Origin of the sequence: Chryseobacterium sp. RR2-3-20 (genome assembly GCF_017808115.1) — a bacterium.
Lineage (GTDB): Bacteria > Bacteroidota > Bacteroidia > Flavobacteriales > Weeksellaceae > Chryseobacterium > Chryseobacterium oryzae.
Map to the genome: position 1 here is coordinate 1 of NZ_JADQBD010000054.1, position 19,009 is coordinate 19,009.

At 33.0% G+C, this 19,009-nt stretch carries 21 protein-coding genes; 8 read left to right on the top strand and 13 right to left on the bottom strand.

Annotated elements, in window-relative coordinates; all coding sequences use genetic code 11:
• Positions 1-123 precede the first annotated feature (123 nt).
• The 5 genes from IV513_RS15860 to IV513_RS11780 form a co-directional block, all read right to left on the bottom strand.
• Positions 124-597 (bottom strand): hypothetical protein, encoded by a 474-nt coding sequence (locus IV513_RS15860; protein ID WP_245168933.1) that lies wholly within the window; start codon positions 595-597, stop codon positions 124-126.
• A 96-nt stretch (positions 598-693) separates the two neighbouring features.
• Positions 694-1,455, bottom strand: a complete 762-nt coding sequence (locus IV513_RS15865; protein WP_245168934.1) for a DcaP family trimeric outer membrane transporter — start codon at positions 1,453-1,455, stop codon at positions 694-696.
• A gap of 350 nt (positions 1,456-1,805) precedes the next feature.
• Complete coding sequence (gene typA, locus IV513_RS11770; RefSeq protein WP_209390764.1) at positions 1,806-3,614, bottom strand: translational GTPase TypA; 1,809 nt, start codon at positions 3,612-3,614, stop codon at positions 1,806-1,808.
• Positions 3,615-3,837: 223 nt separating this feature from the next.
• Positions 3,838-4,386 (bottom strand): type 1 glutamine amidotransferase domain-containing protein, encoded by a 549-nt coding sequence (locus tag IV513_RS11775; protein WP_209390765.1) that lies wholly within the window; start codon positions 4,384-4,386, stop codon positions 3,838-3,840.
• 214 nt (positions 4,387-4,600) lie between these two features.
• The gene (locus IV513_RS11780) at positions 4,601-4,858 is read right to left on the bottom strand and encodes a DUF1294 domain-containing protein (protein ID WP_245168935.1); all 258 of its coding nucleotides are present in this window, start codon (positions 4,856-4,858) and stop codon (positions 4,601-4,603) included.
• Between the two features lie 77 nt (positions 4,859-4,935).
• Between IV513_RS11780 and IV513_RS11785 the strand changes: the two genes are divergently transcribed.
• Positions 4,936-5,289, top strand: coding sequence for a hypothetical protein (locus tag IV513_RS11785; protein ID WP_209390766.1), 354 nt, complete (start codon positions 4,936-4,938; stop codon positions 5,287-5,289).
• A gap of 34 nt (positions 5,290-5,323) precedes the next feature.
• On the opposite strand, the gene IV513_RS11790 is transcribed toward IV513_RS11785, so the two are convergent.
• The 6 genes from IV513_RS11790 to IV513_RS11815 all read right to left on the bottom strand — a co-directional run bounded on the left by IV513_RS11790 (position 5,324) and on the right by IV513_RS11815 (position 10,252).
• Positions 5,324-5,920 carry a Crp/Fnr family transcriptional regulator gene (locus tag IV513_RS11790; RefSeq protein ID WP_209390767.1) on the bottom strand — a complete coding sequence of 199 codons (597 nt, stop codon included), beginning with the start codon at positions 5,918-5,920 and terminating at the stop codon, positions 5,324-5,326.
• Between the two features lie 274 nt (positions 5,921-6,194).
• Positions 6,195-6,551 (bottom strand): response regulator, encoded by a 357-nt coding sequence (locus IV513_RS11795; RefSeq protein ID WP_209390768.1) that lies wholly within the window; start codon positions 6,549-6,551, stop codon positions 6,195-6,197.
• Positions 6,552-6,699: 148 nt separating this feature from the next.
• Complete coding sequence (locus tag IV513_RS11800) at positions 6,700-8,169, bottom strand: OmpA family protein (RefSeq protein ID WP_209390769.1); 1,470 nt, start codon at positions 8,167-8,169, stop codon at positions 6,700-6,702.
• Positions 8,170-8,721: 552 nt separating this feature from the next.
• Positions 8,722-8,985 carry a hypothetical protein gene (locus IV513_RS11805; RefSeq protein WP_209390770.1) on the bottom strand — a complete coding sequence of 88 codons (264 nt, stop codon included), beginning with the start codon at positions 8,983-8,985 and terminating at the stop codon, positions 8,722-8,724.
• A 122-nt stretch (positions 8,986-9,107) separates the two neighbouring features.
• Positions 9,108-9,560: a PA2169 family four-helix-bundle protein gene (locus IV513_RS11810; RefSeq protein ID WP_209390771.1), complete on the bottom strand. Its 453-nt coding sequence runs from the start codon at positions 9,558-9,560 to the stop codon at positions 9,108-9,110.
• A gap of 125 nt (positions 9,561-9,685) precedes the next feature.
• Positions 9,686-10,252, bottom strand: a complete 567-nt coding sequence (locus tag IV513_RS11815; protein ID WP_209390772.1) for a Crp/Fnr family transcriptional regulator — start codon at positions 10,250-10,252, stop codon at positions 9,686-9,688.
• 186 nt (positions 10,253-10,438) lie between these two features.
• Here IV513_RS11815 and IV513_RS11820 point away from each other — a divergent pair, with 186 nt between their 5' ends.
• On the top strand, positions 10,439-10,609 hold the full coding sequence (locus IV513_RS11820) for a lmo0937 family membrane protein (protein WP_209390773.1): 171 nt from the start codon (positions 10,439-10,441) through the stop codon (positions 10,607-10,609).
• A gap of 127 nt (positions 10,610-10,736) precedes the next feature.
• Here the strand turns inward: IV513_RS11820 and IV513_RS11825 are convergent, their stop codons facing one another.
• Both IV513_RS11825 and ppk1 read right to left on the bottom strand, forming a co-directional pair.
• Positions 10,737-10,952, bottom strand: coding sequence for a hypothetical protein (locus IV513_RS11825; RefSeq protein ID WP_209390774.1), 216 nt, complete (start codon positions 10,950-10,952; stop codon positions 10,737-10,739).
• A 126-nt stretch (positions 10,953-11,078) separates the two neighbouring features.
• Entirely contained in the window at positions 11,079-13,154 is a 2,076-nt protein-coding gene (ppk1, locus tag IV513_RS11830) for a polyphosphate kinase 1 (RefSeq protein ID WP_209390775.1), read from the bottom strand.
• Positions 13,155-13,537: 383 nt separating this feature from the next.
• Between ppk1 and dnaK the strand changes: the two genes are divergently transcribed.
• From dnaK to IV513_RS11860, 6 genes are all read left to right on the top strand, one after another.
• Entirely contained in the window at positions 13,538-15,430 is a 1,893-nt protein-coding gene (dnaK, locus tag IV513_RS11835; protein WP_209390776.1) for a molecular chaperone DnaK, read from the top strand.
• A 345-nt stretch (positions 15,431-15,775) separates the two neighbouring features.
• Positions 15,776-17,260 carry a DUF2779 domain-containing protein gene (locus IV513_RS11840; protein WP_209390777.1) on the top strand — a complete coding sequence of 495 codons (1,485 nt, stop codon included), beginning with the start codon at positions 15,776-15,778 and terminating at the stop codon, positions 17,258-17,260.
• A gap of 70 nt (positions 17,261-17,330) precedes the next feature.
• Positions 17,331-17,588 (top strand): hypothetical protein, encoded by a 258-nt coding sequence (locus IV513_RS11845; protein ID WP_209390778.1) that lies wholly within the window; start codon positions 17,331-17,333, stop codon positions 17,586-17,588.
• 91 nt (positions 17,589-17,679) lie between these two features.
• Complete coding sequence (locus IV513_RS11850; RefSeq protein WP_209390779.1) at positions 17,680-17,946, top strand: hypothetical protein; 267 nt, start codon at positions 17,680-17,682, stop codon at positions 17,944-17,946.
• A gap of 12 nt (positions 17,947-17,958) precedes the next feature.
• Complete coding sequence (locus tag IV513_RS11855) at positions 17,959-18,108, top strand: hypothetical protein (protein WP_209390780.1); 150 nt, start codon at positions 17,959-17,961, stop codon at positions 18,106-18,108.
• Positions 18,099-18,674 carry a hypothetical protein gene (locus IV513_RS11860; RefSeq protein ID WP_209390781.1) on the top strand — a complete coding sequence of 192 codons (576 nt, stop codon included), beginning with the start codon at positions 18,099-18,101 and terminating at the stop codon, positions 18,672-18,674. The genes IV513_RS11855 and IV513_RS11860 overlap by 10 nt, the downstream gene beginning before the upstream one ends.
• Positions 18,675-19,009: the final 335 nt, after the last annotated feature.

Consider the following 19,009-nt stretch of genomic DNA (forward strand, 5'->3'; position numbering starts at 1 on the left):
TCTGTCCCAAAATGTGCTGAAAAACTGAATAAATTCATATCTAATTGTTTGATTACTACAAATATACAAAAGTTATGATAAATTACGGATATTCATTTATTTAAATATTTTAAGTTTCCTTTTCTAGAACATAAAAAAAGTCGCCAGATGAAAACGATTGTTTGTGGCATTAAAATCATTACCTATACCTCTTCCGTTATTTTGAGCATCTCCCCATCTTGCTACAGTATTTTCAACTTCAAATCTAAGTTTAATGGTTTTACTTAAAGACCAGTCTACTCTTGGTACTACTCTCCAAAGCTGATCCACACTTCTTGCACCTTTTGTTGCAGAAACTGCTCCCCATGAAGTTGTTACTCCATACGATGTTGAAACTCTATCTTCTACAGGATTATTGGCTCCCATATTTTTTACGATTCCTGCATATAAACCAAAAGCAATTTTTTTATCCGTTGTTTGCTGAAAATCTATCCAAGCACTTCTTGTATTCATTGTTCTGTACAAATCATATGTTCCCGGTGCAGAATATCCTACAAAACCTCCTAACATAACTAATGATGCAGCATTCTGCGCCATCATCACAGAGGCACTTACCATTAAAGGTTTAGTGATAACTCTTGCGTACGCTAATGCTGTAAAGCTTTTTACAGTTTCTTTATTTACAATTGGAGGATTTCCTGAAGATAGCTGTGGTCACAAGATTTCATATTGCCCGGCTAAACCTGCAACAAAACTTTTAGATTTATACTGAATCTGCAAATATGAAGAAGGCAAACCACTATCGCGATAAGGAGTTGTATTTGGAGTAAAATCCCGCTGTGAATTAATTGCTGCAATAATCTTAAAATTTTCGTTTAACTTTTGGGTTAATCTTATTTGTGGATTTCTATTCAACGCAAAAATAGGAGAACCTGTGCTGTAATTAACAACATTTGGCAGACAGTCTAAAATTACCATAGGATGCCAATATTGTCCCACTCCTAATTGAGTTGTTTTCCAGTCTAATGTAACATAAGCATGACCAAGTCTAAATTCATTAATACCTGCTTCAGTAGATCCAAAAAACTCACCTTCTAAAATTCCGTTAGTTTTTGCTCCTAAAACTTCCGGTCCTTTCACATTAATCCCTGCTCTGGAAACTACTGAAAGCATGTGGAATTTTGGAGCATCATTAATATCTACTCCATTGATGTCTAATGCTCTATCTCTTGGATATAATGGTACTATATTTTCTCCTGCACCTATATTCTGTCTGGTATCATAAAAAGCATCATGCCTTATAAATCCATAAAAATTTACTTTAACTGATGATTCTTTAGATGCTTCAGCCGTTTTAGTTTGAATTATCGCAAGAGAATCGGAATTCTTTTTAGATACCTGTTGATTCTGCGCCGAAATGTTTACTACTCCTAATAAACAAAGAGTAATTATTAAGCTTTTTTTTGTCCTATTCATGATTGTATTTGAGTTAATTCCACATAAACTTTACTAACTTTTCAAACATACTCATATTTTTAAAACTAACAAATGTTAGTTAGTAAAAAGACATAAATATATTTCATGAAAATATAGATACTCAATAATTTCATTATCAAATTATCATTCAAAAACCGTAATAAATAATGATTAAACACATAATTGAGCGTATTTGTTAATATGTGCTAAAAACAGAAATATGTATATTAAATTAGCAAAATTATTGTTAAAACATTTCAATTTTAAATAAAAAAGAATGAAAAACATTACTTATAGACATAAAAAAAACCCCGAAAATCGGGGTTTATAAATATTAAGAGAAGATGAAACTACGCTTTTGCAGATCTTTCCAATCTCTTTCTTTCTTCTTCTGAAAGAATTTTCTTTCTCATACGGATGAAGTTAGGGGTAACTTCAATCGCTTCGTCAGCTTGGATATATTCCATACATTCTTCTAGAGAGAACAAGATTTTTGGTGCTACACCAGTATCTTTATCTTTTCCGGCTGCACGCATATTGTTCAGCTGTTTAGCTTCTACAATATTTACAACCAAATCTCCCGGCTTATTTTGCTCACCGATAATCATACCAGTATAGATTTCTTCACCCGGATCTACGAAGAACTTACCTCTATCTTGTAGTTTGTTGATAGAATATTCTGTAGCTGGACCGGTTCCTTTACTAACTAATACACCATTATTTCTTCCCGGAATTGCACCTTTGTAAGGCTTATATTCTGTAAAACGGTGTGCCATGATAGCTTCACCAGCAGTTGCAGTCAACATTTGAGAACGCAATCCGATTAATCCTCTAGAAGGAATCTCGAATTCCATGTGTTGCATTTCACCTTTCGTTTCCATAATGTGAAGATCACCTTTTCTCTGAGTTGCCAAGTCGATAACTCTGGAAGCAAATTCTTCCGGAACGTCAACAACCAAAGATTCATAAGGTTCTAATTTCTCACCATTTTCACCTTCTTTCAAGATAACTTGTGGCTGACCAATCGTCATTTCATAACCTTCTCTTCTCATGGTTTCAATTAAAACTGACAAGTGAAGAATACCTCTACCAAAAACTAGGAATGTGTTTGCATCATCAGTCTGTTGAACTCTCAATGCCAAGTTTTTCTCTAATTCTTTGGTTAATCTTTCTTTCAGGTGGTTAGAAGTAACATATTTACCGTCTTTACCAAAGAAAGGAGAATTATTAATCGAGAACGTCATGTTTAATGTAGGCTCATCAATCGCGGTTCTTGGCAATGGTTCTGGATTTTCAAGATCTACAAAAGAATCTCCAATCTGGAAAGCATCAAAACCAACAACAGCACAGATATCTCCTGCTTGTACTTCGGTTACTTTTTTCTTACCAAGACCTTCGAAAACGTAAAGTTCTTTTACTTTTCCTTTCACAATTTTGTCTCCTTCTTGCGCCAAGCCAATCCACTGACTTTCTTTAATCTCACCTCTTGTAACTTTACCAATCGCAATTCTTCCTAAGAAAGAAGAGTAATCTAAAGAAGTAATCTGCATCTGCAGATTTCCTTCTTCTACTTTTGGTTCAGGAACATACTGCAAAATTCCGTCTAATAATGGAAGAATGTCTTCTGTAGGCTCTAATGAAGTATTGAACCAACCTTGTTTTGAAGATCCGTAGAATGTAGGGAAATCCAACTGCTCTTCGGTTGCATCTAAGTTAAAGAACAAATCGAAAACCTGATCGTGAACCTCATCCGGACGACAGTTTGGTTTATCTACTTTATTGATAACCACTAATGGTCTTAAACCTAATTCTAAAGCTTTTTGAAGTACAAATCTTGTTTGCGGCATTGGTCCTTCGAATGCATCCACCAAAAGAATAACACCGTCTGCCATTTTCAAAACTCTTTCTACCTCACCACCGAAATCGGCGTGACCGGGAGTGTCGATAACGTTAATTTTAACGTCTTTATAAGTAACAGAAATATTTTTTGATAAAATGGTAATTCCTCTTTCTCTTTCAAGATCGTTATTATCCATTATTAATTCCCCACTTTCCTGATTTTCTCTGAAAATGTTGGTAGCATGAATAATCTTATCAACCAGAGTAGTTTTACCGTGGTCAACGTGTGCGATAATCGCAATATTTCTAATGTTTTGCATGAATGATTTTTACGGGTGCAAAATTAATGATTTTTAATGAATTAAACATCAACAATATAAATTAATTAACAAATTAATAATGAATACTTTATTCATTAATTTTAAAAATATGTGATATTTTAAAGCAAAGAGATAATGTTACTGAGTGTTTCTTCAAAATAAAAATAAAAAAAGGTCTAAATCGTATCCGATTCAAACCTTTTTTCTAAGAAAGATGATGCAATTATAAAGTTTGCTCGTGATGCTTTCCTTCTTTTATCTCTTCCACCAGTTTTGCATTAAAAGCTGGTAAATCTTCCGGAGTACGGCTGGTTACAAGACCGTTATCTACAACTACTTCACTGTCTTCCCAATCTGCTCCTGCATTTTTTAAATCCTGACTGATTGCTTTCACAGAAGTAAGATTTCTTCCTTTTACTGCACCCGCATTAATTAAAACCTGAGGTCCGTGGCAAATAGCCGCAATAGGCTTATGCTGATTGAAAAAATCTTTCACGAAAGATAAAGCATCTTCATTTGTTCTTAATTGATCTGGATTGATGACTCCTCCAGGCAAAACCAAAGCATCATAATCTGCAGCCGATGCTTCACTTAACGTTTTGTCGACCGGATATTCTTTTCCCCAATCTTTTTCTGCCCAAGCTTTAATACTTCCGGATTCTGGACTCACGATATGTGCCGTCCAACCCTGATTTTCCAAGTATTCTTTTGGTGATTTCAATTCACTTTCTTCAAAACCGTGCGTTGCTAAAATTGCAATTTTTTTAGACATATTATTTTATTTTTTGGTGTTACTGATTGTTTAATTGAAAAAATAATGCCGAGTAAAGGCTTAAAATGCTAAAAATTTGTTAAAATAAAGTAAGTTTGGGATAAGAATTTATAAAACGTAAAGCTAAATAAAATAATTAAACATTTGATTTACATTAGTTTAAGATAAACCAAGATGTAGGACTTGTCCAAGTATTACGAATTTTTTTGCTGTTTCATTGATTATTGATATAAAGAAATACAACTACAAACTGAACAATGATGATTACACCTATTTTCACTAGAAAAGAAAATTTAGAAATCTTATGGTTGAAAATAAACATTCCCAAAACAGAGCCTATAATACCTCCTGCAAGAGTAATCGTAAGAAGTGTAAATTCAGAAATTCTTTGTTGGTGTTTTACAGCTTTTCTTTTATCTAAGCAGAAAACTATAAAACTTAAAAAATTGATGATGATTAGAAAATATATCATGACGCAAATATAAAAATCTATCATTCACATCAGAATCATTGAAAAGAAGATTACTACATTTGTTCAAAATTCACCTCATGACTGTACAAGATTTAGCGGGAAATTATGTAATTCAGGGAACCAATCAGGAAGAAAACGGAAATACTTATCATGGATTTCTGACTTTAAGTATTGATGAAAATAATCGCATTAATGCCCGTTGGAAAATTGGAGACCACATACAGCATGGAAAAGGATTTTATAAGGATCAGATTCTTGTCATCAATTTCAATTATGAGGGCGATGAAAGAAAAATATATAAAGGAGTTGCCGTTTATCGTTTTATCAACATCAACACACTGGATGGATTTTGGTCTGAGAAACACGGAAACCCGCTCTATCTTGGAAGTGAATATTGTGTTAGAATTGCTGAACCTCAATTTTTAAACTGACGAAGATTATTATATTTTCAATTAAATTTTAAATTCAAATGCAGATTTTTCCGTTTGAAATTTTTAATAAATTCTCGCTTTCCAATCTTTTTACGGTCCTGATTACTGTTTCTACTCTTAAGCCAGTAAGACTTGCCAATTGTTGTCTCGAGAAAGGAACCCTATAGTTGAAAGATTCTTGTTGATTATTGTAATACTTTAAAAGCTCGAACAGTTTAATAATTCTATAAGAAGGCTTATTTTCGGAAATAGCACTCAGCATTTTATGCCTGTAAAACATTCTGTCTGCGGTAAATGTCATTAGATTTTTCATCACATCACTACAGCTTTCAATAAGGTTAAAAAAATTATTTTTAGACATTCTCCAAATCTCTGTTTCGGTAACAGCCACAGCATTTATGCAATAATAATTATCTCCCCATAGAAATGTTTCTGCAAAACAGTTTCCTTCGCTTGGAAGACTGTGTATAAACTCACTCCCGTCGTCTCTGTACGTATTAAGTTTTACCAGACCTTTGGAAATCTGATAATAAAACTTGGGAGATGCATTTTCGAAAAAAATGATTTCGCCGGCTTCATAACAATGAATTTCAGCATTATATTCCCTAAGTATATCTTCATCTATAACCATACAATTTCGAAAATTTGTTTACCATAAAATAAATGACTGTAGAGCCTTTTATTTTTAACGAGAGCAAAAATAAGTTTCCTGATATTTAAAATTTATGATTAGCAACATAAAGCCCTATAAACTGAAGAAAAATAAGATTCAATTATAGATACCACACATTGTATGCTTGGCATAATTATTGAAATTTACCAGTTACACCAAATCACATATTATTACTAAAAAACTTGTCTTTTCTGACAAGTTTTTTAGTATTGAAAAATTTAAATTTCAAAATTTACAGAAATTTCTCAACCATTCTTTCCAGTTTATTAAGATCGAAAGGTTTTGCGATGAAATCGTTTGCCTGAGCGGATTTGGCAAGAGAACTTATATCACTGTTGGCACTGATATATATTACAGGAATATTTCTGTAATTTTCGCAGCTTTTAAGCAGCTTTAAAGCACCAATTCCTCCAATTTCGGGAATCCAGTTATCCATTAATATAAGGTCGGGAGTAAACTCTCTTACTCTTTCTAGGATATCGTGTGAGGTTTTTGAGATTTCAACATCGTAGCCGTTTTCGCCAAATATGATTTTGAAAACATCTAGAATAGATTGATCGTCATCAAAAATTAAAATTCTTTTTTTCATATTCTACATATTTCGCAACAAAAGTACAGCGTAAATAATTCCGTTTATTATGACTGAAACAATGTTTTAATTGAAAAATAATCCTTATATGCAATACAAAAAAGGCTGTCATTTTTCAATGACAGCCTCCCATGTAGAAGTGATTATTTTATTTTGCCTCAAAATACACTCTTCTATTGGCTCTGTTTTTCCATTCAGGACACTTAGATGCAGGGTCGCATTCAGGATATTTCAAATCTTTTTTACCATTTCCTTTCGAGTTCAGCTTAGAAGCTTCTACTCCGTTTCTCACCAAGTAATCTTTTACATTTTTAGCTCTTTTGTCTGAGAGATTTTTATTGTAAGCTTCTGATCCTCTTGTATCTGTTGCTCCGATTACCGTATATCCTCCATTAGAAGAATTAATATAGTTTACAGCATTATTTAAAATCGGTGTATTGGAAGGTAATATTTTATCAGAATTCAAATCAAATTCAATTCCATCCAACTTAGTTACAGATTCTGAAACTGTGCCACCTACATTATCACTAATTATCTGTGTAGGACACCCTTGGTTTTCTACTGGTCCCGGAACGGTTACACATTTATCGTAAAGGTCGATTACTCCATCCATGTCAACATCCAACGCAACTCCGGCTCCGTCTACTCTTGCTCCGGCAGGAGTATCTAATTGTCTGTCCCAGTCATCGCAAACTCCGTCGTTATCTGCATCGCCACTTTTACATACTTCAATATCTGTAGTTTTAGATTCCAAAACATCCATTTTATAATATATTTCCTGCAAAGGATCATGCCACATTAAATGAGAATCGTGTTTACCCAAATTAACAGTAAGACCTAAAGTAGTATTGAAGAAATTATCCGATGTCTGTTCTGATCTCTTATTGATAGCACTATACTGATCTCCACCACCATCAAAAGTATCATCTGTTGTTACCACATACATTACTCTACCTTCCAAATCTACGCGGTTACTGATTTTATATTTAAGACCGGCACCTGCCTGTCCAAAAAATGAAAACGCACTGAAAGGTTTAACTTCCGTCATTAATCTCTGTCCGAATTCATCTTTAAGATAAGCTCTGTATGCCAGAGTTCCGATACCTGCATATCCGTGAAGTGCCCATCTATAAGGAGATTTATTATCTACTCTTCTCATAAGATTGGAAAAATTGATATCTCCCAAAATTGATATTGCATCATACTGAGTTCTTGCACCTTCCTGTCCGTTTATAGAAGCATTTGCGGGAGCCGCATCTTTAGTATTAAACCAACCTTGTCTTGTTTCTCCACGGTCATACTGCAATTTCAAGCCAAATGCGTGAGTAAGAGCTTTGTCTACACTGAAGTAACCGGAATATCCAAAAAGGTTTTTTCCATTTCCGTTTTTAATAGAAGTAAGATCTGCTGACTGCATTAAAGGTACACCCCCACCAAAAGAGATCGACCAATCGTTGAATCTCTTAGAAGATTGCGTAAAACGCTGTACATTAGCTGAACCCGAGCTAAACGTATTAGGATAGTCGGTATTAGAAGACACCGTTCGTAAAGAATCCTGCGCCAAAGCTACAGTTGGAACTGCCATGGCAAGCGATAAAAGTGCTAGTTTTGATTTCATATAATTTTATTTATTTGATTTTTATTAAGTAATGTTTCCAGATATAAAAAATATTGGTTTTAAAAAACTTTAATATAATTATTAAAATTTTAACATAAATGTTGTGCCGTCTACTATTCAATTACTATACCAAATCAACAATTCGAATAATTTTAATTTATTTATATAATTAAATACACATAATAAAATAATATTATTTCTAGCAAAATAATAATTAATTAATTCTATTCAAAACATTTATTTTAAATTTAATTAAGTGAAAATTTGAAATAAATATGAAATTAACAATTACATTAATTGGAAGATTGAGAAAAAAAATTACGACCTAAATAAAAAAGAATATGCAATGAATCGGACGGAACAAAAATCTGAATATTGTGAGTATTAATAATCTCAAATTTCCAGTTATATGTTTGGCAATGACTAAGCATTTGCTGCAAATCGTTTTCTAAGAGTGCTAAAACAACAGATATTTCTTCGGTAGATGAAGTTAAGGAGTGCATATAATTTCATGATTGGTATTTTTGCTTTGCAATCGGTATGCCATATCCTTTAATGATCTCTGAAAACCTTTATAGAATCGTCAAAATAAATAAGTGAAACTTCAATAGCTGAGTCAAAATCCATAGAATGAAAATTTTCAGAATTGTTTTCATCTTTCTTTTCAAAATCGAATAATTTTATGTCAAAAGGGTTTCCTGTAACTATAGCCGGCTTACCCTCAACAACTTTTTTCTTTTTATAAACAACTCTTACAATTTTTATTTCATTACTATGATTAATAAATTGTTCTTTAAGGTCTGATGTTAATTCCATAATATTTTAATATAAAACATAAGGCTGCGAGAATCTAAAACATATTTTTTACGCAGCCTTATGCCATTGGTACTAAAAGTGAAGATTTCACTTGAAAACTCTATGAAAAATTGTTTTAAAATTTAATTTTTCATTTCATTTAAATTACTGAATTTACTGTAAGAAGATTTAAGATGATGGAGTTGGTCGCTCACCACTCTCGAACTTTCCGGACAAAGATCTCCGCTGTCTAAAGCATCCTGATAAGCATCTATTGCAGCTTCTTCTCCAAAAACAACATTTTCGAGTGTTGATTCTGCTTTATCCCCTGAAAAAGAATTTTTCAAATCGATCCAGGCTCTGTGAATTGCCCCTGCTGTACTCGTAGTATTGTCGGGATCTCCTCCTCTCTCTGTGATAAGACTCATCAGTTCTGCTTTCATAGTTTGAGACTGATTAACCATTTCATCGTAATCTGATTTTAATGGAGAATAAGTATCCCATACTTTGTCTTCCACTTTAGAAAACCCTTCAATCCTGTCGTTGGTAATGTTTAGTAAATCATTAAGTACTGAAACTGTTTTTTCGTTTTGCATAAAAAAATATTTTGTGATGTGCCTATTTTCTTACAACGACCATACCATTACCAAAATAATGAGCTGAAAACGTTCGTTCTGTGGTATATTTTACCTTTAAACAAAAATTTTACGGTTGATAATTTTCAGAAAATTTCTTTTTCGAGTTCTTTTACGGTTCTAATGACTGTTTCTACACGCAATGCAGTAAGTGATGCCAACTGCTGTCTTGTTAATGGAATTTCGTATTCGAATTTTTTAGCATTTTCATTATAACTTTTATAATAATCTAATGCCCCTTTAATTCTTACGGATGGTCTTAGCGAAGAATTATTATCTAACATAATATATTTGTAATACAACCTCTCCGAAAGAAATTTATTCATATCTCTGGAGATTTTAGGATGGTCGTCCAAAAGTTTTTCAAACTGAGCTTTAGGCAACTTTAGCACGGTACATTTTTCGAAAGTTATAGCATTTACAGGATAAGTTTTATCTATAAACAACAAAAGTTCGCAAACACTTAAACCCTTTTCCAGAATGGCAAAAATGAGTTCTTTTCCTTCTTCATTATAATTGTTAAGTTTAATTCTTCCCTCTACAATCTTATAATAATTCTTGGGCTTATCCCCTTCACTAAATATAACATAAGATGAATCGAAAACTTCTGTTTCGGCTCCATATTCTTTTAAAAGTTCTTCAGAAATAAGCATAATTGTAATTTTTAGGTGAATAATTATGTAAAAGCAAATAAAATTCAACAACAATTATTCCAACAATTTTTAATGACAAACCAATAAAAACAGAACTTATTTTTATTTTTTTTACTTTTTTTAATACTTTTTTAACAAAAGGCACAATAAGTGCATAGTAAAATTCAACCAAATAAAAAATATATTATGAGAAGTATTTTATGGCTTGTAGCCGTTATCTGTATTATTGCGTGGCTTTTGGGAATGCTTGGGGTAATTCCTGGGATGAATACCGGAAGTTTAATTCATGCTCTATTAGTAATTGCCGTTATAGTGGTAGTTATCAATTTACTTACAGGAAGAAAACCTTTGAATTGATAACTTCATCAACAGTCTTAAAGAATAAAAACAGCTTTTGAAGGCTGTTTTTTTTGTTGATATACACAAAAAAAGAGAGCCTTTCGTACTCTCTCTATATTTTATAACAGCTTATTTTGCTTTTAAACTATTGATAAACTGCCTGATTGGGAAAAACATTCAATCCTTCAACTTTATCATTTGAAGTGTTGAAAATAATCTCTACTGTAAAATGCGATAATTCATAAAGCACGTACTTTAAAGAGTCTAAAACTCTTTCATTCATCACTTTACCTTCATTTATAGCAATATTCCACTGGGTTTGGTTGGGTAAGTTTTTAAAATCGTAGAAAGAAATATTCATAGCTGTTAAATTTTGTTAATTTATATTGCTACATATACAATTTCTTTACCAAAATATTATCAAAACGACACCTCAATAAACTTTAACATTCATATTTTACAATGATAATTAATAATCCCAACACAATTAATTATTTTGATATTTTTTAGCTTTAAGATATTTATAGGTTTCAATTTGGGATCTGCATTCCTCTTTATGATTATTTAAATATTCATTCCTAAGATTTTTATCTAAAATTCTGGCTTTTACATTATCCCTCAACTGAATATCGAGAATATCTTTCAATTCTTTTTTCAGACTTTTATTGGTAATTTTTGCAGCAGCTTCTACCCTGTAATCTAAATTTCTGTTCATCCAGTCCGCGGAGGAAATATACATATCTTCTGCTCCTTTGTTGTAAAAATACATTACTCTTGCGTGTTCCAGATATTCATCAACAATACTAATGGCTTTTATCTTCTCTTTAAAATCTTTTTGATTAACCGCGCAGTAAATTCCTCTTACAATCATTTTTATCACTACCCCTGCTTTTGCCGCTTCATAAAGCTTGGTAATTAAAACCTTATCACTTACCGAGTTCGCTTTAATAATCATTTCTGCCTTTCTTCCTGCTTTGGCCTCCTCTATTTCTTTATTAATATGGTATTCGATTTTCTCTCTCATAAACTGAGGACAAACCAATAAACTTTTACAGGTTTTAAGAACAGGCAAATAATCTTCTTTAGGTTTTCTCAAAACATTAAAAACCTTATTGATATCTGCCATAATTCCTCGGTCTGAAGTCATAATAAGATGATCTCCGTAGATTCTGGCAGTTTTTTCATTAAAATTCCCCGTACTTACAAATCCGTACTGAAGCGTTTTGTTGTTTGCCCGTTTTTTAATAACGCAAAGCTTGGCATGTACTTTCTTATTTGGAATTCCAATGAGAACCTTTATCCCTTCCGGCTCAAACATTTCTTTCCACTCGAGATTAGACTCTTCATCGAACCTTGCCTGAAGCTCCAACATCACGGTTACTTCTTTACCATTTCTTGCAGCGTAAATTAGTGCATTGCTTATTTTAGAATTGCTTGCCAAGCGATATGCCGTAATCTGGATAGATTTTACATCCGGATCCATCGCCGCTTCGCGAAGCAAATCTATCACCGGAGTGTACGTGTGATACGGAAAAGTAAGCAGAACATCTTTCTTCAAAATAACATCCGTAACCCTTTCTCCCTGAAGAAAATCGGGATGTGTGAATGATGTTCTTTCAACAGGTTTCTCATATTTCTCGAAAACATCCGGAAAATCCATAAAATGTTTAAAATTATGTATTTTCCCACCCGGAATAATGCTGTCTTTTTTGCTTAAATTCAGTTTTCTAATGAGTAATTCAAGCAATGCCTTATCCATATCTTTATCGAAAACGAATCTTGTAGGCTTTCCTTTCCTTCTGTTTTTGAGACCTTTTTCTATTTTTTCGGCAAAATTGGTTCGGATATCATTATCCAAATCCATTTCGGCATCTTTGGTTACTTTAAAAGCATTTGCAGCGAAATCATCATATCCAAAATAAGAGAATATATGCGGAAGATTGAAGGTAATGACATCTTCCAAAAGCATCACATTTTTTTCTTCTGGATTTTCTGTTGGGAGTAAAACAAACCTTCCCACAAAACGTGACGGTATTTCTATAATTGCATAATTGCTTTGATAGTTCCAGTCTTTTTTTCTCATAGCAACGCCCAAATAGAGACTTTTATCTCTCATATAAGGCATCGGAGTATTTTCATGAAGCAAAATGGGTATCACGTTAGACTCTACCACTTCATCAAAATATTTTCTTACAAATTCTTTCTGTTTAGGCGTTAAATTCTTTGCAGTCTTAATAAAGACATGATGTTCTGCCATTTCAACCTGAATTTTCTTCCAGGTTTTATCAAAATCTGCCTGTTGTTTAATGACAATTTCATTAATTTTCTGAAGTATTTTAGAAGGTGGCTGATAAAAAGATTCGGCAATTATTTTTTCTTTAAAATCCATTGCTCGTTTTAATCCGGCAACCCGAACTCTAAAAAACTCATCTAAATTATTGGAAAAAATTCCTAAAAACCGAATTCTTAAATGTAAAGGAACATTTTCATCCATTGCTTCCTGAAGAACTCTTTCATTAAAGGCAAGCCACGTAATATCTCTGGGATTGAAATGTAAAGACATATTGATAAATAATAGTTCTTCAAAAATAAACAATATCTTACAAAAAGCATATTACTTTTTATTAATAAAGCTTTTTCAAATCCCAACTAATGCTTCTTCATAAATATTCCATTACAATCTGTAGTATAAGAAAAACAAAAGTGACAAAAATGATTCAAAAAATACCATTATTACACCGTAATATGTCAAAAGTATGTTTTTCAAAGAATGTATCAATATTATTAAAACCTTTTACTGATGCATTCAAAGTAAGGTTGAATAGTATTTCCATACAAAAAAACATTTTAAACATGTCAATTTGTCACAAAAAAATGAATGGTATAAATATTGATAAAATGAGATTGTAAATTAAAATTTAAAAAATTAGAAAAAATATAAATATTATGAGTAAAATAATTGGAATCGACTTAGGAACAACCAACTCTTGTGTTGCCGTAATGGAGGGTAAAGACCCGGTTGTTATCCCTAACGCAGAAGGAAAAAGAACAACGCCATCTGTTGTGGCATTCACGAAAGACGGAGAAAGATTGGTAGGAGATCCTGCAAAAAGACAGGCGGTAACCAATCCTCAAAATACGGTATATTCTATCAAAAGATTTATTGGAACGCACTTTAAAGACGATGCTGCCGAAATCGGAAGAGTGGCTTACAAAGTGGTTGCAGGACCGAATGACACGGTGAAAGTGAAAATTGACGACAGAGAATACACGCCGCAAGAAATTTCTGCAATGATTTTGCAAAAAATGAAAAAAACGGCAGAAGATTATCTTGGTCAGGAAGTAACAAGAGCGGTAATTACAGTTCCAGCTTACTTCAACGACAGCCAAAGACAAGCCACCAAAGAAGCCGGAGAAATCGCAGGTTTGAAAGTTGAAAGAATTATCAACGAACCAACGGCGGCAGCATTGGCTTATGGTTTGGATAAAGGACATAAAGACCAAAAAATCGCGGTGTACGATTTAGGTGGTGGAACTTTTGACATCTCAATCCTTGATTTGGGCGACGGTGTTTTTGAAGTTTTGTCTACAAATGGTGACACACATTTAGGAGGTGACGATTTTGACGATGTCATTATCAACTGGTTGGTTGACGAATTTAAAAATGAAGAAGGCGTAGATTTGAAAGCGGATCCAATCGCGCTTCAGCGTTTGAAAGAAGCGGCTGAAAAAGCAAAAATTGAACTTTCTGCAACTACGCAAACAGAAATCAACCTTCCTTATATCACAGCGACTGCAACCGGTCCAAAACACTTGGTAAAAACGTTGACGAGAGCGAAATTTGAGCAACTTTCCGAAGATTTGGTAAGACGTTCTATGGAGCCTGTTGCTAAAGCGTTGAAAGATGCAGGTTTATCAACTTCAGATATCGACGAAGTAATCTTGGTAGGTGGTTCTACAAGAATCCCAATCATTCAAGAACAGGTTGAAAAATTCTTTGGTAAAAAACCTTCAAAAGGGGTAAATCCTGACGAAGTTGTGGCAATTGGTGCCGCAATCCAAGGTGGAGTTTTAACCGGTGATGTGAAAGACGTTCTTTTATTAGACGTTACACCACTTTCATTGGGTATTGAAACAATGGGTTCTGTTTTCACCAAATTAATTGATGCAAACACCACCATTCCAACCAAAAAATCTGAAGTGTTCTCTACAGCGTCTGACAATCAGCCTGCAGTTTCCATTAGAGTTGGACAAGGAGAAAGACCAATGTTTAATGACAATAAAGAAATCGGAAGATTTGATTTAACCGACATTCCACCGGCTCCAAGAGGCGTTCCACAGATCGAGGTAACTTTCGATATCGACGCAAACGGTATTTTGAGCGTTTCCGCGAAAGATAAAGGAACAGGAAAAGAACAATCGATTAAAATTCAGGCAAGTTCAGGACTTTCTGAAGATGAAATCCAAAGAATGAAGCGTGAAGCAGAAGAAAACGCTGCGGCCGATGCGAAGAAAAAAGAAGAAGTTGAAATCTTCAACAAAGCAGATGGATTGATCTTCCAGACTGAAAAGCAATTGAAAGAGTTTGGTGAGAAATTATCTGCTGATAAAAAAGCAGCCATTGAAACCGCTCACGCAGAACTGAAAACGGCTTTCGAAGCTAAAAATGCAGACGATGTAAAAGCTAAAACAGAAGCGTTGGACGCAGCTTGGATGGCAGCTTCTGAAGAATTGTATGCAGCAGGTCAACAGCCAGGTGCAGATGCAGGAGCACAATCTCAAGGTAATGCAGGCGGAGCAGATGATGTTCAGGATGCAGATTTTGAAGAAGTGAAATAATTAGCAATCATAAATAAACAAAAACCGCTGTAAACATAATGTTTATAGCGGTTTTTTGTTTATGCATTTTTTTATCAGTATCTATTGTATACATGTATCTCATTTTTACAGTATCTATTAACGGAACATGTGGTTCTTATTATATTTTAAATGCACTAATGCATTTTTTAAAATTTTGAATTATAGGCTTCAGTAATCTTAAAATACTAAAACTTTGCTAAATTTTTCAGAAGCAGTTGAAGTAAAAACGATTGAAGCAGTTTCGATGAAATAAATATTTTTTTTAACCGGACACGGATTGACCGTTTCTTAACGTTTATTTGTATGAATTAAAATTAATACAATTTGAAAACTTTATCTAAATCCCGTTTTGTTTCTGGAATGCAATGCCACAAAAAAGTTTGGTTTGATTTCTATCGTAAAGATTTAAAAACACCTGTTGACGAAGCACAGCAACGCATTTTCGATCTCGGCCACAAAATTGGAGAATTGGCTTGGCGAAAGTTTCCCGATGGAAAAGATGCAACTCCGGAAGATTACTCGGATTTTATACCTTCGATTGCAAACACAAAACAATGGATTTCTGAGGGAGTGCCTACCATTTATGAAGCCACATTTTCTGCTAGAAATGTGTTTTGCATGTTAGATATTTTACACAAACATCAAGATGAATATTGGGCTATTGAAGTTAAAAATTCTACAAATGTAAAAGATTATCATCTTACAGATGCTGCATTTCAGTATTTTGTGATGGCGGAAAGTGGTTTCATACCTGACCGATTTTTTCTCATGCACATCAATAATCAGTATGTAAAGGATGGCGAAATCACGTCTGATATTTTTCATTTGGAAGACATTACTGAAAAAGTGCTTGAAACGCAACCTTGGGTCATTGAAAACTTAGATGCTATTTTGCAGGCTCTTGAATTGCAAGACGAGCCACAAATAACTATTGGTAGACAATGCGGTAGTCCTTTTACATGTGATTATCAGCATCATTGTTGGTCTCATATTCCTGAAAACTCAGTATTTGAACTGAGTAGGATAGGTAAAAAATCTTGGGACTTGTACGAACAAAATATTTTATCAATTAATGATATTCCCGAAGATTATCCCTTATCGAATTTTCAACAATTACAATTTCGCGGAAGCAAATTTGGTGAAAAACATATTGATGTAGTCAGCATTCAAAACTTTGTTGATAAATGGCATTTTCCTCTTTATTTCTTTGATTTTGAAACGATATTTCCCGCCATTCCTGTTTTAGATGGCACACGACCTTACGAGCAAGTTCCGTTTCAATATTCGCTACATCGGTTGGATGATCAAGGGAATTTAGATCATTTTGAATTTTTGGCTAATCCTGCTTCTTTCCAAGATCCAAATGAAAGTCCATTGAAAAATTTGATTTATGAGATGAAAAACCATTTTGGAAGTAATGGCAGCATCATCGCTTATAATATGGCTTTTGAAAAAAGAATCTTGGTAAGTTTAAAGGAAAAATTTCCTGAGGAAAAAAAATTTTTAGAAGATCTAATAGAAAGAATGGTCGATCTAATGGTAGTTTTCCAAAAGAATTGGTATTATGATCCTGCTATGGGAAAATCTTATTCTATTAAAGCAGTTTTACCTGCATTAATTCCCGAGCTTTCCTATCAAGATTTGGAAGTTTCTAATGGAGATATGGCAAGCAACCTATTTCACGCATCTGTAGAAAACGGTTCTTTTGTTACCAAAAATCTAAAAAATAACCTGTCGGAATATTGTAAATTAGACACTTACGCAATGGTAGTTTTATATCATTTTTTGCAAAATTTATCTGTAAAATAGTTTTGTAGATTACGGTTTTCCGTATATGAATTGCGTTTCTGGTATATTTAAATCTTAAAAAAATAATCTTATGATCATAAGAAATGGCGGTGTAGCTATTGATATTTCACAATTAAGAGCTATAAAAACAGAATTTCTTTCTCAAGGAGGAAATTTGATTTTTGAGTTGAATAATTTGGTAATTCCTATAGAAGATCCAGATACTAGAGAGCAAAGCCAGCACTCATTTCCTAATGAAGCAGTAGAAGTTTATATAGAAACATCGGATTCGCTTCGTGCTTACTTTGATGAATGCGTAGATCTTTGGAAAGAATATAAAACAAGATAAGATAAATATATAAAAACCGAATTACACAGCTCTCTATCGGCTTCTTGCGACGAATTACGAGTTTTTCTGTGCTCCAATATACTTTTGCGTTATGAATAAAATTTTTCTTTTAATACGTGATAAGTTTTTCGAAGAGGTGACGGAAGAACCAATTGATTATCGGCAGAATAAAATTGCAAAAGTGTTGATGATCAGTATGTTATTATTTATATTGATATTGATTGACCTGATAATTGTTGGAACGCTACTTGGTTATCTTGCTGAATTTATAAAACTGAAACGGGCTAATGTTGTGCATATCCAAAACCCTGCAGAAAAGAGAATATTGAGAGACTTTTTATTAGTTTTGAAAAATTAAAAATAAATTATAATGACTACTGAACAAAAAATAAGTGAACAATTAGTTCAAAACTTTAGAGAGGGATTTGAAAATATTAATGATGGTAATAAATGCATTAAAGACGGAATTGTTGACATTGACCAATACCTTAAGCAAGATTTGAAAATTTTATGGTTTTGAAAGAAGCCAATAGTCTTGATAACTGTGATTGGGATATGACCGATGCTCTCCGGAATGATATCAAAACAGAAAATGGACTACGATATGGATGGGCAAATACATTTACGCCCATAGTTTATACGACCAACGGAATATTTGAAAATGAAGATTGGGATTCGATGGGCGATTTTACAAAAGATCCTAATATTATTGATTGCTTACAGAAGGTTGCGTATATTAATCTTAAAAAAATTCCTGGTGGAAGTGTGGCATTTCCAGGTACTATACAAGAATTTTACAATGAGAACAGAGAGGCTATTCATAATCAGATTGAAATTATTAATCCTAACATTGTAATATTTGGTGCGACAATGGGATACATAGATTACGATTTTTTGGAAAATACCTTTGGGAAACTAGAAGTAAATAAAGAAAATCCACATCTTCACATTTATCGCAATAAGGAAAAATTACTTTTACATGCACATCATCCAAATAATAGAGCAATAAAACATAAAGAATATTGTAATTTTATTTTAGATGCTGTTAATGATTGGAAATTAAATGTACGAAAGGTTGAAAACTAGTTTCTTGATAAATAATATTTAATTGTCTAAACCCGTAGTGCATTATAAAAAAGGTTGCTCAAGTAACTAAAAATTAGTATATTGTATTGACTACCAATCAAATACGATTATGAGCAACCTTGAAGCAAGTTACAATTTAATTTTAGATAATTTAAGAGAAATATCAGAAATTGAAAATTTTTATTTTTAACCAATAAAACCAAAACTGTCTGATATAGAGTTGATTAGCTTGATTGTTTTGGCTGAATTTAAGTCCATTGATTCCGAACATCAACTTTTTAGAGATATAAAGGGTTTTGAAATTGAACCAAAAATTGATAGAAGTGTTTACAATA

Bases quoted from the DNA above. Each gene is read 5' to 3' on its own strand.
- IV513_RS15860 (WP_245168933.1), bottom strand. From the start codon at position 597: ATGGTAAGTGCCTCTGTGATGATGGCGCAGAATGCTGCATCATTAGTT.
- IV513_RS15865 (WP_245168934.1), bottom strand. From the start codon at position 1,455: ATGAATAGGACAAAAAAAAGCTTAATAATTACTCTTTGTTTATTAGGA.
- typA (WP_209390764.1), bottom strand. From the start codon at position 3,614: ATGCAAAACATTAGAAATATTGCGATTATCGCACACGTTGACCACGGT.
- IV513_RS11775 (WP_209390765.1), bottom strand. From the start codon at position 4,386: ATGTCTAAAAAAATTGCAATTTTAGCAACGCACGGTTTTGAAGAAAGT.
- IV513_RS11780 (WP_245168935.1), bottom strand. From the start codon at position 4,858: ATGATATATTTTCTAATCATCATCAATTTTTTAAGTTTTATAGTTTTC.
- IV513_RS11785 (WP_209390766.1), top strand. From the start codon at position 4,936: ATGACTGTACAAGATTTAGCGGGAAATTATGTAATTCAGGGAACCAAT.
- IV513_RS11790 (WP_209390767.1), bottom strand. From the start codon at position 5,920: ATGGTTATAGATGAAGATATACTTAGGGAATATAATGCTGAAATTCAT.
- IV513_RS11795 (WP_209390768.1), bottom strand. From the start codon at position 6,551: ATGAAAAAAAGAATTTTAATTTTTGATGACGATCAATCTATTCTAGAT.
- IV513_RS11800 (WP_209390769.1), bottom strand. From the start codon at position 8,169: ATGAAATCAAAACTAGCACTTTTATCGCTTGCCATGGCAGTTCCAACT.
- IV513_RS11805 (WP_209390770.1), bottom strand. From the start codon at position 8,985: ATGGAATTAACATCAGACCTTAAAGAACAATTTATTAATCATAGTAAT.
- IV513_RS11810 (WP_209390771.1), bottom strand. From the start codon at position 9,560: ATGCAAAACGAAAAAACAGTTTCAGTACTTAATGATTTACTAAACATT.
- IV513_RS11815 (WP_209390772.1), bottom strand. From the start codon at position 10,252: ATGCTTATTTCTGAAGAACTTTTAAAAGAATATGGAGCCGAAACAGAA.
- IV513_RS11820 (WP_209390773.1), top strand. From the start codon at position 10,439: ATGAGAAGTATTTTATGGCTTGTAGCCGTTATCTGTATTATTGCGTGG.
- IV513_RS11825 (WP_209390774.1), bottom strand. From the start codon at position 10,952: ATGAATATTTCTTTCTACGATTTTAAAAACTTACCCAACCAAACCCAG.
- ppk1 (WP_209390775.1), bottom strand. From the start codon at position 13,154: ATGTCTTTACATTTCAATCCCAGAGATATTACGTGGCTTGCCTTTAAT.
- dnaK (WP_209390776.1), top strand. From the start codon at position 13,538: ATGAGTAAAATAATTGGAATCGACTTAGGAACAACCAACTCTTGTGTT.
- IV513_RS11845 (WP_209390778.1), top strand. From the start codon at position 17,331: ATGATCATAAGAAATGGCGGTGTAGCTATTGATATTTCACAATTAAGA.
- IV513_RS11850 (WP_209390779.1), top strand. From the start codon at position 17,680: ATGAATAAAATTTTTCTTTTAATACGTGATAAGTTTTTCGAAGAGGTG.
- IV513_RS11855 (WP_209390780.1), top strand. From the start codon at position 17,959: ATGACTACTGAACAAAAAATAAGTGAACAATTAGTTCAAAACTTTAGA.
- IV513_RS11860 (WP_209390781.1), top strand. From the start codon at position 18,099: ATGGTTTTGAAAGAAGCCAATAGTCTTGATAACTGTGATTGGGATATG.